The organism is Cupriavidus basilensis, assembly GCF_008801925.2.
GTDB lineage: Bacteria > Pseudomonadota > Gammaproteobacteria > Burkholderiales > Burkholderiaceae > Cupriavidus > Cupriavidus basilensis.
On sequence record NZ_CP062805.1, the window covers coordinates 265,490 to 280,810 of the forward strand.

14 protein-coding genes are annotated in these 15,321 nt (G+C 59.4%); 12 read left to right on the top strand and 2 right to left on the bottom strand.

The features are described 5' to 3' along the window. The first annotated feature begins 105 nt into the window (after positions 1-105). From F7R26_RS36765 to F7R26_RS36775, 3 genes are all read left to right on the top strand, one after another. Positions 106-1,284: a DNA-binding protein gene (locus F7R26_RS36765; RefSeq protein WP_058697628.1), complete on the top strand. Its 1,179-nt coding sequence runs from the start codon at positions 106-108 to the stop codon at positions 1,282-1,284. Next, positions 1,268-1,522: an H-NS histone family protein gene (locus F7R26_RS36770; protein ID WP_058697629.1), complete on the top strand. Its 255-nt coding sequence runs from the start codon at positions 1,268-1,270 to the stop codon at positions 1,520-1,522. Before F7R26_RS36765 ends, F7R26_RS36770 begins: the two co-directional genes overlap by 17 nt. A gap of 410 nt (positions 1,523-1,932) precedes the next feature. Beyond that, positions 1,933-2,925: a hypothetical protein gene (locus F7R26_RS36775; protein WP_150984231.1), complete on the top strand. Its 993-nt coding sequence runs from the start codon at positions 1,933-1,935 to the stop codon at positions 2,923-2,925. 319 nt (positions 2,926-3,244) lie between these two features. Here the strand turns inward: F7R26_RS36775 and F7R26_RS36780 are convergent, their stop codons facing one another. Next, a complete protein-coding gene (locus tag F7R26_RS36780; RefSeq protein WP_081050236.1) occupies positions 3,245-3,436 on the bottom strand; it encodes a hypothetical protein in 192 nt (63 codons plus the stop codon). 656 nt (positions 3,437-4,092) lie between these two features. On the opposite strand from F7R26_RS36780, the gene F7R26_RS41895 reads away from it, so the two are divergent. The 9 genes from F7R26_RS41895 to F7R26_RS36825 all read left to right on the top strand — a co-directional run bounded on the left by F7R26_RS41895 (position 4,093) and on the right by F7R26_RS36825 (position 14,529). Then, a complete protein-coding gene (locus tag F7R26_RS41895; RefSeq protein ID WP_081050237.1) occupies positions 4,093-4,737 on the top strand; it encodes a single-stranded DNA-binding protein in 645 nt (214 codons plus the stop codon). Positions 4,738-4,748: 11 nt separating this feature from the next. Next, positions 4,749-5,369 (top strand): hypothetical protein, encoded by a 621-nt coding sequence (locus F7R26_RS36790; protein WP_058697631.1) that lies wholly within the window; start codon positions 4,749-4,751, stop codon positions 5,367-5,369. Next, positions 5,369-6,082, top strand: coding sequence for an RES domain-containing protein (locus tag F7R26_RS36795; RefSeq protein WP_116318646.1), 714 nt, complete (start codon positions 5,369-5,371; stop codon positions 6,080-6,082). The genes F7R26_RS36790 and F7R26_RS36795 overlap by 1 nt, the downstream gene beginning before the upstream one ends. 155 nt (positions 6,083-6,237) lie before the next feature. Then, a complete protein-coding gene (locus F7R26_RS36800; RefSeq protein ID WP_058697632.1) occupies positions 6,238-8,712 on the top strand; it encodes a DEAD/DEAH box helicase in 2,475 nt (824 codons plus the stop codon). Positions 8,713-8,943: 231 nt separating this feature from the next. Next, positions 8,944-9,141 (top strand): H-NS family nucleoid-associated regulatory protein, encoded by a 198-nt coding sequence (locus tag F7R26_RS36805; protein ID WP_233528051.1) that lies wholly within the window; start codon positions 8,944-8,946, stop codon positions 9,139-9,141. A 339-nt stretch (positions 9,142-9,480) separates the two neighbouring features. Next, on the top strand, positions 9,481-10,740 hold the full coding sequence (locus F7R26_RS36810; RefSeq protein ID WP_158577654.1) for an HsdM family class I SAM-dependent methyltransferase: 1,260 nt from the start codon (positions 9,481-9,483) through the stop codon (positions 10,738-10,740). An 11-nt stretch (positions 10,741-10,751) separates the two neighbouring features. Continuing rightward, positions 10,752-11,645 carry a phosphoribosyltransferase-like protein gene (locus F7R26_RS36815; protein WP_058697634.1) on the top strand — a complete coding sequence of 298 codons (894 nt, stop codon included), beginning with the start codon at positions 10,752-10,754 and terminating at the stop codon, positions 11,643-11,645. 8 nt (positions 11,646-11,653) lie between these two features. After that, positions 11,654-13,609, top strand: a complete 1,956-nt coding sequence (locus tag F7R26_RS36820) for an ORC-CDC6 family AAA ATPase (protein ID WP_070940829.1) — start codon at positions 11,654-11,656, stop codon at positions 13,607-13,609. Continuing rightward, positions 13,606-14,529 (top strand): hypothetical protein, encoded by a 924-nt coding sequence (locus F7R26_RS36825; RefSeq protein ID WP_058697636.1) that lies wholly within the window; start codon positions 13,606-13,608, stop codon positions 14,527-14,529. Before F7R26_RS36820 ends, F7R26_RS36825 begins: the two co-directional genes overlap by 4 nt. Positions 14,530-14,533: 4 nt before the next feature. Here the strand turns inward: F7R26_RS36825 and F7R26_RS36830 are convergent, their stop codons facing one another. Next, positions 14,534-14,929: a hypothetical protein gene (locus tag F7R26_RS36830; RefSeq protein ID WP_058697685.1), complete on the bottom strand. Its 396-nt coding sequence runs from the start codon at positions 14,927-14,929 to the stop codon at positions 14,534-14,536. Positions 14,930-15,321: the final 392 nt, after the last annotated feature.

Sequence of the window (15,321 nt, forward strand, 5' to 3'; positions counted from 1 at the left end):
CAATTATAGACATAAGCGCAGTTATGTCTAAAGTATCGCCAAGAAAATTGTATATATAACGTATTACGTAGTAATATTTATCAACATTTCTGTTTTTTTCTCCCTATGCCCGCTGCCGACCTGGATCTGACCGACGCCGCGCTGCAGACCGCCATGGCCAACGACATTGCCGAGCTACGCAGTCGCTTCCCCGAGACCCGCGCGTTGTACCGCGAGGTCTGCGGCCTGCTGTTCTTCCGCTACGGCGTCACGCCCACCGCCAACAAGCTCTACAGCCTGGTGCGCAAGGGCAGCATGGGCACGCCGGCGGAGGTGCTGCAGGCGTTCTGGCAGGAGTTGCGCGGGCGCACGCGCGTCACCATCGACCATCCGGACCTGCCGGAGGCGCTCAAGTCGATCGCCGCCAATGCGGTGCAGACGATCTGGCAGGCGGCCAACGAGGCCGCGTCCGCCGAGCTGGCGACGCTGCGCGCGGAGGCGCGTCACGCCGCGAGCGAAGCGGAAGCCGAGCGGGATGCGGCGCGCGCGGAGACGGCGGCCGCACGCGAGGATGCTGCGGCGATCGCGGCCCAGCTGGCCGAAGCCCGGCAGGCGCACGACACCGTGCAGGCGGAGCTGGCCGCCGAGCGACAGGCCCACGCCGCCACGCAGGCCCGGCTCGAGGCGGGGCGGACGGAACTGGAGGCGGGCCGGCGCCAGCTGGACGCGCTGCGCACCCAATTCTCGACCGAGCTGGAGCGGGCGCGCGAGGCGGTAACGCTCGCGCAGGAACGCGCCGAAGCCAGCGAGCGGCGCAGCTTGCGCGAACTCGACGCCGAGCGCACGGCGCGCCAGCAGAGCGAACGCACGGCCGAAGCGTTGCGCGGTGAACTGGCGGCGGCACGCGGCGAGGCGCGTGATGCGGCCGTGGCGCAGGCGGAGGGCCGGGCTAAGCTGGAAGCGCAGGCCGCGGCGCTAGCCGATCGGCTCGCGGTGGCCGAGCAGGCGCAGCGCAAATCCGTCAGCGACCTGGACACCGTGCAGGCGGAGCTCGCGGCGGCGCAGCGCCGGGCCGAGCGCGCCGAGGCCGAAGCGGCGCTGGTGCGGCAGCTGCTGGCAGAGTTGCGGCTGGCGCCGCCTGAGCGAGACGGTGGTGCGCGGCGGCGCAAGGCCGGGAGCCGGCTAAACGAAAAGCCGGGCGAACAACTGGACGAAAATCAGGGGGCGCCGACGGCCTCCCTCACCCCGGAAGATGGCAGCGAGAGCAGTCACAGAAGCGACAGCAGCGATGACAGCAAAGACTGAGCGGGCGGCGGCGATCCGCTGGATCCAGGATCAGATGGCCGACTATGGGCTGACGATGGAAGAGCTAAAAGCGGCGGGGTGCTTCGATCCGCCGCCCCCGCCCCCACCGCCTCCGCCGCCCGTGGTCTGCTACCGCAATGCCGAGGGACTGACCTGGGATGGGCAGGGCGAGATGCCGTCCTGGCTGAAGCGCGCGGTCAATGCAGGGCAGAGCGTGGAGTTTTTTCGGGCCGGATAAACGAAGCTCGGCTGCTGCGAGGGATATATTTTCCTTTCCAATCATAGGTTTACAGAGGATATGGCGGATTTGGGAATCCCGGGTGTCCCTCTGGAAGACCTTGAGGAGGGCCAGCAGACCAAGCGGCGATGTCCTGGGCCGCGCGTGGAGCGAATCGCACTGATGATGTCCAAAAGCGCGTTAGCTGGGTCATCGTACTTTTTGTAAAAAATGGCGGTAGCGGACCGCTGAGCCACCTCTTGCACGGTCTCTCTGCGCCTTGGATCACCACGTGGCATTTGTAAGTCATTGATAGATTGACACTTTCTGCAGGTCGTCGTCAGGAAATGCACGGAAAGTACGATGACCCCTACCATCGGGCCACCGCCAAGGGCTATATTGCAGGCGGCCGAACAACCAGAAAAACTCTAATGATTGATATATCGAATGCTCAACTCGACCCATATCGCGGTTTCCATTATTTTCATGAAGATCTGAATATTTACCTGAAGGTAGCCCTCTCCTCCGCATTGTTGTTAGTTCGTCATTCGGCTGAGCCGCAGGATTCAGACAAGTTGCACGATCTTATAAAGCTTGCGCATCCGTCTTGGAATACCCCGCCTGTCAGAGATATGTCAATAGACATTCAGCGAAGAACTCACGCTTCCATCTCAGCCTTTGCCCTAATCTCTGTCTTCTCAGCATTTGATGACTTCCTCATCGGGACGAAAGCGGAGTTGCATCGATTTTATTCGGCCACAGAGTCATCCAGGCATATCGGAATGAATAAAGCGACACCGACAATTATAGAGGAAACAAATATTAACGACGGCGAAGAAAATGATGATGATGACGACTCGGAAGAACGACTGCGCGCTTTCTATGCCAAAAACGGATGGGACGGAAGGTCGATCGATCCGATCTTAAAGGTGGTAAGGTACTTTCGACTTTGTCGAAACTGCATCGCTCATCGAAACGGGCGTGCGTCGCGCGCACTTGTCAAACATTCTTCTGATGCAGACGTACATAAGCTGGTGAGTAACCTCTTGGACAAGGCATCCAACGGTCTTCGAAAGTACGTGATCAACGAGGATGTTTTTATCGAACCTACCCAAGCGATTCTCTGCTCTCATTTGCTTCGAAAGATCGCGCTGGATGCAAACAAAAAACTTCTAGGTACGCTTGGGTTTGATGGGTTCCTGCGGTCGGTAGCACATCACACAATGTTCAGTGAGACTATCGTGCGATCTGATGCTTACAAAACTCCTGAGGCAGTATTGAATTTCGCCCTAACGGACCGCTATCGAGCGACGATGTCAAATCGAGAGGAGTGTATCCAAGAAATGAAGCGTCTTGGTCTATGGAAAAAATACATGAGCGAGTTTGAGCGAAAGTACGGTACCGGTTATCTGTCCGAATACTAAGGACACCAAAATGATGGTCGGAACGCTCCGCAACTGAGCGAGCGGACCTTCGGATGCCCGACCGGGTCGCTGCTCGAGCGACCGGAACCGGCTACAGCCGTTGCCGCTTCAGCCATTCCTGGTTGGCGACGGTTAGTTGCAGTGCTGGGCCAGGAAGAACGTGAGGCTGGCGTTGCCCGGGCACAGAGATAAGGCACGATATCGTCCGCTGACCATGCCAAGGTGGCTAGCGGTTGTTGTGCCGAACCGGTTGCCCGCAGTCCGGAACCAGCCGGGCAAGGCGCGACGAAATTGCGCCGCCCTCGGCCCAGGGATAGTCTTACCGACTGCTTCGCACGGCCTCGAGCATGGACTGTCCTTGACGCGTCAGACGAGGGTAAGCATGGCCGCGGGCATGTCCGCGCTCGATCGTGACCAGTTTTTGGCCATCTAATTGATCTGGCTCGAGGTCATCAATCCCCTGCGCATCGCCAATCAGCAGTAGCGCGGCGATTTCGTGCGGACTCAGCACGTCGGCCTCCTTTGTCGGCGTCGGAAGACGGAAACTCCGACCGCTGGTCCGTGGATCGAGTGCCACGGAGGACGATGAGAACGGCAGTGAATGCATCGGTGCGAGGAACCTGCCGGTAGGGTACGCCGAACGTTCAAGGCCTGCGGCCAAGATGCGCCCTTATGCTCTTCAGCGCATAAGGGCGGGGGCGACTCTCGGGTGGGCTTGGCCACCGATTCGGCGGTAGTGAATTCAGGCCGCCCTTGTATTCCGGAAACCTCATGGCATGTAGCCGGGTGCGCCAGGTTCTGCCATAGGTCGGCAACTCATCGCCTTGGATCGCCCCCTCGATCAACGGCGCAGGAGACCCCGCGGGGTAGAACTTGCCGGGCCCGACCTCCACTGCTTAGCCGCAGAGCGGGAACGTTGCTCGAGATGGGCGTCGAGGAAGACAAGGGGGCACGAACGTGTCTGCGCTTGATGCTGGAAAGTCGGCTGCGGGCCATGGTCAGCGGCGTCAACCTTGAGCCGGCGACGGATTGTGAATGATAGAACTCATTGTTCGGCGCAGCTCTTTCGCTAAATGACGTTTGCTAAATTTTCTCAGTGAGAATCTTGCGAATGTTGAGAAAATTGAGTAGCCTCTGGGAATCATCCACAGTTCGTCTGCCTCTGACATGAGTTCCTATTCTAGTGTGGCCGATCTGGCCGCCCGCATGCGTATCGAGCCGGACACGCTTCTCGAGAGGCTTCGGGAAGCGGGGGTGAACAAAGCAGACGACCGCGAGCCCGTCTACGAGGCCGATGTCGCCGCGCTCAGTGCGCTTTATCGGAAGCTGCTCGGCCCGCGGACGATCGAGATCGCCGCCGAGGTGCGCGGGGAAGCGGATCCGGGTCTGGAGACGCCGGCGAAGCCTAAGGTCAATCGCGTCATCCTGGTGGGCCAGCTGGGCGAGGGTCCCGAAGTACGGTGCCTGCCGTCCGACGCGCCGGTCGCGAACATCCGCCTCGCAGTGGCCCACCGTTACTGGCGACTTCTGAGGGATGTCGTCGAATTCGGGTATGACACCAGGGAGACGCGCGCACTCCTGTATCTAGACCTGCTGGGAGGACACGTTCCGGCCAGATTGACGGCAGTCGTTCGCCGTCTTGTGCGCAGCGCTCTTCGCGCCTCGATTGCGGAATCCCGGCGGACGCACCGCCTTTCTGCTTTGGCCGCTCAGGTCCGGTCCTTCCTCGCTGGTCATGTAGTGTCGTGCCACCACGCCGACCGGGAGGCGACGATTCACCCGGCCTTTGCCCCGCCGGTTGCGGTCATTTGAAGGAGTTTGATATGACACCGCGTTTTCACGCGCCGGCTGCCGTCGCACCCGGCCCCCAACTGGTCGAGAAATTGGTCCACGACATTGACGAGCAACTGGAGCAGACCATCGACGCTGGCGAGCGTGCCCGCGTAATGGCCATTGTGCGCCAGTGCCTGACGGCAACGCTCTCCAGCCCCGCCTCGGCGGCGGCAGTCGAAGACCGCCTCGCCGTGTCATATCTGAAGCCCTCGGAGGTCATTGCGCAAGGTCTGGTGGCCATGTCGCAGGCGACGCTGTATCGCGCGGTGGAGGATGCACGCTTTTATTGTGTCACCCCCCGCGGCAAGGCGATTGGCCGCGCATTCCCGGCCTGGCAATTCGCGCCGCCGGTGCCCGAGTTGCTGACTCCGGTCCTGCGCCAGATGAAAAACCTGCCGAGCAGCGAAATCCATGCGTTCTGGGTGACGCCGGTTGACGCCTTCGACGACCTGACGCCGGCCGAGTTGCTGGCGGGCAGGGCGTTCGAATCGCGAGCGGCGCTAACTGCTGCGCAGCGTGGCCACCTTGCTCAAGCCGCAAGCGAGCGGCAGGGCAGGGTGATCACGCAGCTGGCCGCGCTGTCCTCGCGCAGTTCGGATCTGATCAGTTGATGTTGATACCAAGAGAATTTGTCGTACCGGCTTCGATTGCCGCTACTCTTCCTACCCTTGACCATTTGCGTCGGGCGCTGGACGGCGCGGTGGTCTTCGTGCCGGCCGGCACCCGGATTGTCCGCGCCGTCCGGCATCCGGCCGCGGTCATCCCGCCACACGTGGAGCGCACCTACCGATTCGGACCGCCCGCCGCATTGGCCGGTGAGGGAGGGCGTTACCCGATCTACTGGATGTATGCCGCCCAGGATCTCACGACTGCACTGTGGGAATCCGGCTTCTGCACGAACGACATCACGCAGCCGGGCACGTTCTATATCCCCCGAGCCATTGCGGAGACGGGCCTGATCGCGACCTTCACCGTGCAAGCGGATATCCCCATCCTCGATCTTGACGGCACCGTTCTCAGCAAGCTGGGCATTTATGATCGCATCCACGAGGGCGAATACGACTGGTGTCAGTGGTTCGGCCTGCGGATGTTCGACGTCCTGGCGAGCTTTGCCGACGGCGGCGCACCGATCGGTTTTCGCTATCCGTCGCGTAAGCATAAGGGCCATCTTGCGCTGGCTGTGCAATCCGGCTCACTGGGGCAATGGCGCCGCCAGGTCGATGTGCAGGTCGTGCGCTTCTCTGAAATGCCCGAGTTCAACGCGCTCCGGAGGGACAGCAGCTACGCGGAGCCCTTCGAGGGGGGATTTACGGTGGACCGATGAGTCGGCTCTCCCATGTGCAGCGGTTGCGGGGTGCGGCATGGCTACGACAGCTATGGTGATGCCGGGACGGGTCCATTGCTCGGCTCATGCTATGCAGAACGGCCCACACGAATGGCGGCTTGGCTGGAATAGGAATCGGATAAAGGAGTCAGTGGATGTTTGATTTCGGATCGTTGGCGAAGACGACGGCGGCTGAAGTGCCGGCGACGCTTGCCGAATTGTTCAAGCAACTGGATAGAAGGGCTACCCATACGGGCTTGCGCCCGGCGCAGCTTGCAGCGCTCGCTGCGTTGGATCTGCAGCTCGTACAGCGCGACGTGATCATGAAGCTCAGCACGGGCTCGGGTAAGACCATCCTCGGCCTGATCTATGCGGAGATGATGCGCCGCAAGTACAAGGGGGAGCCCGTCGTCTATCTGTGCCCGACAAGGCAGCTTGTCGAACAAGTTGTCGCCACTGGGCAGGCAATTGGCGTGAGTGTCTCCACCTTTGGCACCGGCCTTCCCTACGCGGCCATGAGCGGTGATGCCATTCTTGCTTGCACGTACGACAAGCTGTTCACAAGCGGCTCAGTCTTCGAGAGCCAGGCGATCCGGCCCTCGGCCATCGTGCTCGATGACGTGCATGCTGGCACCGAACGTGTGCGAAAGTACTATACCGTCCAAGTGCCGGCAGAGTGTCTCGATCAGCTCCGGACTTTGCTTAGGCCCTTGTGCGAACCAACCGATGCTGCGACGTGGGCCGGCATCATGAAGAATGATGTCGCTTCCCTGTATGAAGTGCCGTACTGGATCTGGGCACAGGTGTGCGGTCAGGTGGCACAGATACTGGATCCTCACAAGACGGAAAAGTCGCTGCGGTTCACCTGGCCAAACATCGCGCGCTATCTCGAACTGGCGCGCTGCTGCATTTCGGGCGTGTCCGCCGAAATTGTGCTGCAGGTCCCGCCGGTTGAGGAGGTGTCCGCCTATGCCGGAGCCAAGCACCGGCTGTTCATGTCGGCCAGTATCAAGGATATCTCGGGGCTGATTGCCGTGCTGGGTTGCGACCCAGCGGCGTACGGGCGCATTGTCGAGCCGGCTGAAGATGAGGGGGCCGGTGAGCGCATGATCCTGCCGACATCCCTCATCAGTGCAGAATGCAAGAAGGAGGAGATCGCCGCCGTCTGCGCCCAACTTTCCAAGCAGACCAACGTCGTCGTGCTGACAACCTCGGCGGCACAAGCGAAGACCTGGACCGATGCTGGTGCCACGTTGTCTCAGGACACCGAGTTCGCCGGCGCACTGGAGCGGCTTCGCACCACGATCGGCAACTATGTCGTTTTTGCGCAGCGCTTTGATGGCGTCGACTTGCCCGACGACGCTTGCCGCATTCTGGTGATCGACGGTATCCCGAGCGGTGAGCGCATCACCGACCAAGCCGATGCTTTCCGTCAGAAGGACAGTCCCGAGTACGAAGTCAGAACTGTCAACAAGTTCGAGCAGGCACTGGGGCGCGCAGTCCGGTCGAGCGCGGACTATGCGGCGGTCCTGTTGGTTGGCCCCGACATCGCGGCATTCATCGGCCGCAAGAACGTCGTCGCGCTTCTTGAAGCGCGGACGCGTCTGCAACTGGATCTCGGTCGAGAACTTGCACAGAACGCGGGAAAGGGCAGGCCTATTTCCGCCGTGATCGCGGAGATGGGGCAGGCCCTGCTGGGCCGCAATGAGGGCTGGAAGGAAGCGCACCGTGTGCGCGTCAAAGTTCAGGCAAGGCAGCCCAGACCAGCTGCACTGACTCCATTCGAAGCGGCTGCGGTGGCGATGCGGGAAGCGTGGATGCTGGCCAAAGCCAAGAACTTCCAGGGGGCGGTCACCCGCTTGCGGGAGGCGGCGAACGCGTCCCAATTGCATCCTATCCAGAAGGCCGAGATCCTCTATTGGGTTGCGACGTATCTCAATCAGTTCAGTCCCGCCCAAGCGGCGGAGACGTACAAGGCCGTCTTCGCAGCGAACACCAAGTTTCCGCGACCGGAGCAGGTCGCAGATCGCAAGTTCGCGCGGCTGACCAATCAGGCAATTGCCGTGTGCCAGGCGTTCAGCAGCTTTGCCTCTGCCAATGCAGCTGTGGCGCGATTGGACGAGGTCCGTGCGAAGCTTTCGTACGGCAATTCGGCAGAGGTCGTCGAGCGTGGTCTGCATGAACTAGGCGAACTGCTCGGCGCGACCTCCAATCGCCCGGAGAAGGAGACCGGTCGGGGACCGGATGTTCTCTGGCTGTTCGATGACTGCGGGCTCTGCATTGAAGCGAAAAGCGAGAAGACTGCGCCCATCTTCAAGACAGAGGCAGCGCAACTCGTCCTCAGCATGCAGTGGTGTGATGATTCGCTGGCCCCAGGTACACCCAAGCCAGTACCGGTGTTTGCGACCAATGTCACGGCAGCCGACCGGGCAGAGGACATTGGCTTCGGTCCTCGCCTGCTGAGCGAAGCGGTGCTGATGAGCATCATCGATCGTCTGCGGCAGGTTGTGCTAAGCCTTACCTTCGATGGGCCGCTCTTCACCGATCCAGCAACGGTTGGCCGGCGGTTGAATGAGTGCGGCGTTGCTGGTGCCCAGATTGTCGGAAGTCTGCCAGCGATGAAGCCGTAGTTCATGGCGGTGACTTCGGCCTCCCCGCCCGGCGCCCTGGAGCTGATTACACGGGCATCAGCCCTGCGCGCCTGGCCGCAGGGAATTCCGTCGGCGGACATCACCTGACGCTGGCGCGCGGCCGATGTCGATTCGATACCTTCGCAGGGACGCTGCCCGGCCACTCGGATGACGGCAACGATGGCAGCAAAAGCTGAGCGGGCGGACTCGATCCGCTGAATCCAGGCGCAGATGGCCGACTATGGGTTGACACTGGAGGAACTGGAGGCGGCGGGGTGCTTTGATCCGCCCCCGCTGCCACCCTCACCGCCGGTGGTCTGCTATCGCAACGCGGAAGGGCTGCCCTGGGACGGGCAGGGCGAGATGCCGTCGTGGCTCAAGCGGGCGGTCAATGCGGGGCAGAGCGTGGAGTTTTTCCGGGTCGGATAAGGCGTTCGCACAGAGCGGGGTACCGGGGTGCTGAAGATTTCAGGTTGCCGAGGATTGGCGGACTCCTTTCGAATCCCGGGCGCCCCTCAATGGGGTGCCATGGCCCGGGCGGTTTAGCGAAGCTCGCTTCAATGCACGATTAATGTTCTGCAGAAGTTGTCACAATCTGGACGCGTGAATGCAGTTCCAACGTTCAACGCGCGCGAGGTCGCCGATCGTGAGCATTAACTAGGATACACTAGCACGTCTTGCTACGGACATGCCGCACTGGAATTGTAGCGACTCCACAGAATAACAGTGCTGTGACAGACGAGGGAGATGGCTACGTCAACAAGTGGTATGGGTCAAGTTCTGGCTCGAGCAGGTCATACATCCGACCCTTGGGGGCGGTACTACACCACGCCCATTGTCAGCCAATCATTGGTTGATAGGATCGAGGTAGCCAAGCCGAAGCTAGTTCTTGAGTTGGGCTCTGGCTCTGGCTCCTTGTGCACCGCTGCCGCGACTCGCTGGCACAAAGCCCAGTTGGTGACAGTCGACGTCGACAGCCGCGCTCCGAAGGCCCTGGATGCCGACATGGTCGGGACCGGCCGCCGACACAGTCATTATGTCCACGACGTGCTCGACGCTGCGCTATCCGACAAGATTGGCTTGGCTCCCGGCACGGTGGACGTGGCAGTCTGCAACCCGCCGTACATTCGGCCCAAGTGGCGATCTGATTTTGGCAAAATTCTAGAGGATGCCGGATTGTCAGGCACGCTTGCCTCGCTGCACGACGCCGGCGCAGACCTTCTCTTCCTTGCTCAGAACTTGCGCCTATTGCGCAAAAACGGAAAGCTTGGGCTGATCCTTCCTGACGGCCTTATCACCGCCGAACGATTCTCCGGAGTGCGAAAGACCCTGCTTCGACAACATTTGATTGAGCAGGTGGTTCAGCTACCGCGTGGAGTGTTCAAGGGCACTGAGGCTCAAACCTACCTCGCCGTGCTGTCTAAGAGCGCCGGCGAGACGAATCAAGTGACGCTTAGGCAGATGGATTCCGACGGGCAACTCAGCGTGCCGATCGAGATCCTGCAGGAAGCGGCTGTCAAACGGCTCGATTTCACCTTTCATGCGCGAGTCGTGTCACCTCAGCGAAGTGGCGAAGGGCCGATGCGGATGTCCGTACGCCAAGCATTGACGGACGTCGTGCGAGGGACAGTCTGTTCATCGTCAATTTCAGCGTTCCCGGCTCCGGTGTTCCACCTCGGCGACTTTTCAGAACCGCTAGGCGAGCACGCCGTGAGGGTCGTGCCTAAGCGCTTTGCGCTTAGCGAACGCAAAGCTCAGCAAATGTTGGAAGAGGCCCGGCTGGCGCTGCCGGGCGACATTTTGCTTGCTCGCGTGGGCCGATCCCTTGAAGACCGACTAGCCTTGGTAGTTCACGGACCATGCGTTATTAGCGATTGCATCTTTGCGTTGCGTGCGATGGATGAACATCGCGAGCGCCTGTATCGGTTCTTCGACAGCGATCTGGGTAGGCATGCCCTGGCTTCTTCCGCGCATGGTGTGGCTGCAAGGTTTATGTCGAAGACCAACTTGTTCGAGATTCAGTTCTAACCTGACTCACGATGTCGCAGATTCCTCAAATCGGTAGCTTCGACCAGCTTTCCGTCGAGCGGGCGGTTCACTGGCTTAGTCGCACAGGCGTGCGGTCCCCCCTTAGCGTTGAGCGCATCAAGCAGTGGGTCAAACAATTTCAAGCGCCGGAAGAAAAGACACTAGCCTGGCTGATCCTACGAAACCTGATTTTTCGTACTAACGAGCAGTTGCAGTCTTCCATGCGGCAGGCCCTGAAACAGGCGACCATCCACTTTGTCGATCAGCTAGGCCTGCGGGAGAACGTTGCGTGGAATGATGCGCTTAAACGCCACGCTGGTCTGACCTTCTACTGCGGTCCGCCGTCGCTTCCGACTTTCGGCTTGCCAACCCAGCCCGGAAAGAGCGGTGACCTGATCGCCAGGTTGATTAACCAGCGGTATGGTATAGACAAGCAGTATCCCTCTGACGTCAAAGTCTTGCCGCCAGATGAACGATTCATCGTCGTAGACGACGGAACATATACAGGCGTCCAGCTTGCGAACTTCCTGCGGGGATGGGATATCGATTTTTCTCATGGGCGCGTCGCGATCGCTGTTGCGATGGCTCACAAGACGGCTTGCGAGCATCTAAAGAAGGAGTTCCCGAACGTGCCGCTAATTTATGGCGAGCTCCTGACCGCAGACATGTGCTTTCAATCTCTGTCTCAAAAGTGGATTGAGACCGGGCAATGGAGCTATGAGAAATCCCCGCTGGAAGTCTATGATGACGTGCACAAGCGCAATCAACCTTTTGCGAACGGAAATGGCGGCAACGGCTATGGCAATATCGGGGCACTGGTCGCGTTTGAGCACGGAGTGCCGGATGATTCGATTCAGCTACTTTGGGACGTCTCCCCGAGTTGGAAGCCGCTGGTTGAACGGTGAGCTTGACCATGCAAATTAACGCCTCCATGCTAGCGCGCACGCGCGCCGAGGAACATGACGCCGATGTATGGGGTGAATTCTTTATTCCACCCTATTTCGACCGATTGGCACTGACGACGGCCACCAAGTCGGCCTACATCACTGGCAAGCGTGGTTGTGGCAAGACCATGCTGCTGAAATATTTCGATTACCACACGGCGTTCTCGAAACGCAGGAAGGACATTCCTGCAGACGCTATCGACCATATCGGGATCTACTGGCGTGTCGACACCCAGTTCTGCAGCTCGCTCAAGCATCGAGGCATAGAGGACACCGAGTGGAGCGTCGTCTTTGAAAGCTACTTCGGGCTCGTCATCGCCACCGAGTTGCTCCGTGCGGTCGAAGCCATTGCCAACAGTTCTTTTCCGAATTTTAATTCGGACGACCTCGCGGCTCTCACGCTTCCTAGCGCCGCCGACTACTTGGACGATGCGCCAACAGGCGTTCGGCAGTTGGTCCAATACCTAGAGTCGATAAGACGCAAGTTCACGACGTGGGTTTCCAATGTGAAAGCGATGGACTGTCCCGTCCTGCCACCCGGGCGAGACTTCATTTTGTCGTTGGTGGGTGACCTCCGCGCAAAAGCTTCGTTGGCAACGCTTTCTGTCTTTGTTTACGTAGATGAAATCGAAAACCTCGTGCCATATCAGCGGCATGTCCTGAACTCGTTCCTAAAACACAGCCAGCGACCGCTGATCATCAACTTCACGTCAAAGGAACATCCCTCCAACAACGATACGTCCGGCCCCGAGTCGATTAACGCCACCCACGACTACCGGTTGGTTGACCTCGACTACTATCTGGAGCTTAGCGGAGCTGCCATGCCATTCTTTGCCGAGGTTTTCCTCGGCAACCTGGACATTGCGGCTGGGCGATTTGATAGTGAGTTGCTCGACGTTGTTTGTTCCCATGCACGTCTAGCCGAGCGCCAGAAGCCCCAGTACCAAAGGGAGGTCGTCGCGGACATGCGCACGCGATTTCCCGACGTCACTGACAAGCAAATTGCAGCGAACGCGCTTCAAGTTCAGACGCTGAAGGAAAGCCTTTATCGCCGGATAAGCAAGGCACTCAAGGATCGCAGGAGCAATTTGGCTGTTGAGGACTTCCTGTTTGAAGGTGCGCCTGCGGAAGCGTTGGTGACGCTCCCCGCGTTGTTAAACCGGGAAACGCTGCTTCCAGACAATGTTCTGGCGGAGCTCAAGAAATTCTCCAAGAACCGCAAAGGCTCCTTCGAGTCCACATGGATACACAACAATCTCTTCGGGGCGATTTTGGAGCTGTATCGGCCATTCGCCCGCGAATGTCCGCTGTACAGTGGCTTCGACACGCTTTGCACGATGTCGAACAACAACCTTCGGAATTTTCTAATCCTTTGCTACAAAACTCTCGAGGTCGCAGAGCTGCGCGATCAGATTGAACCACCCTATGCAGTTGATATTCAATGCCGGGCGGCCTATGACGCCTCCGAACAGCTGATCAAGGAAATCCGTACCTTCGGGCGTTTCGGCGAGCAGTTACGAGTGTTTGTGCTCAGGTTAGGAAGCATTTTCAGAGCACTGCAAGCCAGCCCTGCGATGAGCGAGCCTGAGCAAAATCAGTTCACAATCAACTCTGGCGGCCGTCCTTTGCAGGGTGACGAGCTAGCATTCATCGCGGAGGCGCTACGGCACGGGGTTTTGGTCGAGCAATTGGAAACCAAATCCAAATCGGGGGTTGGCCAGGATATCGTGGACTATCAGCTGAATCCAATCTACGCGCCATACTTTCAGATCAGCTACAGACGAAAGCGCAAGCTAGAAATATCAGTGGAGCAGTTTCACATGCTTATCATGGGCAACGAGAATGAGTACCGCGATCTCGCGCGCGGGCTTGCGCGCCAGCTGTCGGATACCGATGCGCTTCAGCTCGGCCTGCTGTTGTCATGAGGGTCCGGTTCTTTTCAGTCTCTGGAAGCAGCGCCGCCGACCTCAGTCTTCCAGACGACATCGTCCTGTTGCACGGCGAGGAGCTTGATGAGCGCGGTGAGTCGGCATGCGGGTGCGCGCCGAAGGACGCCCGCGTGATGCTCAGTTTTGGTGTCGAAGACATGTCCCTTACAGTCGGCGGCGAAACGAAACCGAGTGACCTGGCAGTTGAGTTGCTCAGTGGATACGACTGGCGCAAAGTGTTTCTGGAAGCCACTACGCTCGGCTTCGCGGAGCTGTTCTGCGCCGCCAACGCGTTGCTGGCCAGTGGCGCGACGACAGTGAATATCATCTACGTCGAACCGGGGGAATACACGCGGGTTAGCAAAGGCGCCGACCAGTTCGCCCTGTCCGAACCGACGCGCGGCTATGTTGCCATCCCCAACGCGATTGTCGATCTGTCCAGCGAGGAAGTCGAAGCTGGTGTCTTCTTCCTGGGCTTCGAGCCTGAAAGACTTGACCGAGCACTCGAAGAGTACCAGATGATCACCTCGAAGGACGTCAAGCTGGTTTTCGGTATACCCGCCTACCATCCCGGGTGGGAGCTCGACGCTATCATCCCGCACCTGCCGGCGTTGGAGCAGCACAAGCTGCAACTCGACTACTGCTCGGCCAACGACCCGGAAGCGGCGTTCGAGTGCCTTGAGCGAACACGCGACGCTCTCGGCACCGACAGACGGATGTTTGTCGCGCCGATCGGCCCTAAGCCCTGCGGCATTGCGTCAGCGATTTTTGCGAGTGTCTATCCTGAGCAAGTTGGTTTGCTCTTCGATCATCCGCGCCGCAAGCAAAAGCGGTCGACGGGAGTGGATCTCTGGCACCGCTTCACAGTGACGGTGGACCGCGGCGACGACGCGGCCCCAACCGCTACGGCCGGTTGACGCGTCAGGTCTTGGCGCTGCCAATCGCCGCTTGAAGCAGTTCCTTGATTTTCGACTCCGGCTTCCAATAGTTCGGCCCCTTCAGGAACTTCCCATTGCTGTCGTAGATGGGCTTGCCGTCAGCCCCCAGCTTGCTCTCATTGCTATCCATGATCACGCTCAAGACATCCTCGAGTGGGATTCCGTACTTCAGCGCTTCTGATCGGCAGTAGACAATCACGTCACCCAGCAGGTCAGCGACCGCGACCAGCACATCGATGGGCTCAGCCTTACTTTCACAGGCCGCGATGATCTCGTCGATCTCGTTTACCTCATCCAGGAGGGTTGTCTTGAACTTGCGCAGCCGATCGGCTGGGTCCGCCGGCAGAGCCGGCGTCGGCTGCGCCGGCAGCTTGTACATCGCGTTCATCTCGGCGATGCGCTTTGCAAAGGACGGGTTGCTCAATCTTATTCTCCAATAAAGTCTGAAGGGTCTACGGTAACAGAATCGAGGCGTAGAACCTTTCTAGAATACTAATCAACGTCTCTGCGCACTGCGGGGGTGCAGCCCGCGGATCTGCTCCAAGTCGTACACGTTCACCTGTTGACAGCTGGCGGGCGAATAGCGGAAATCTCCGCATTGTTCCTTGTCAAATTTTCCGATCGCGCCGCGCCACTTTCAGCCTTAAGCGATCGTGCGCCAGTACCCGATGGAGTGCGTCCTTGCGCCTTCGTTTCATACTCGACCTCGCCAGAGATACTAAAACATAAATTGGTCCGCTGTCTGCCTCGATCCTGGCGATCTACGGAGCT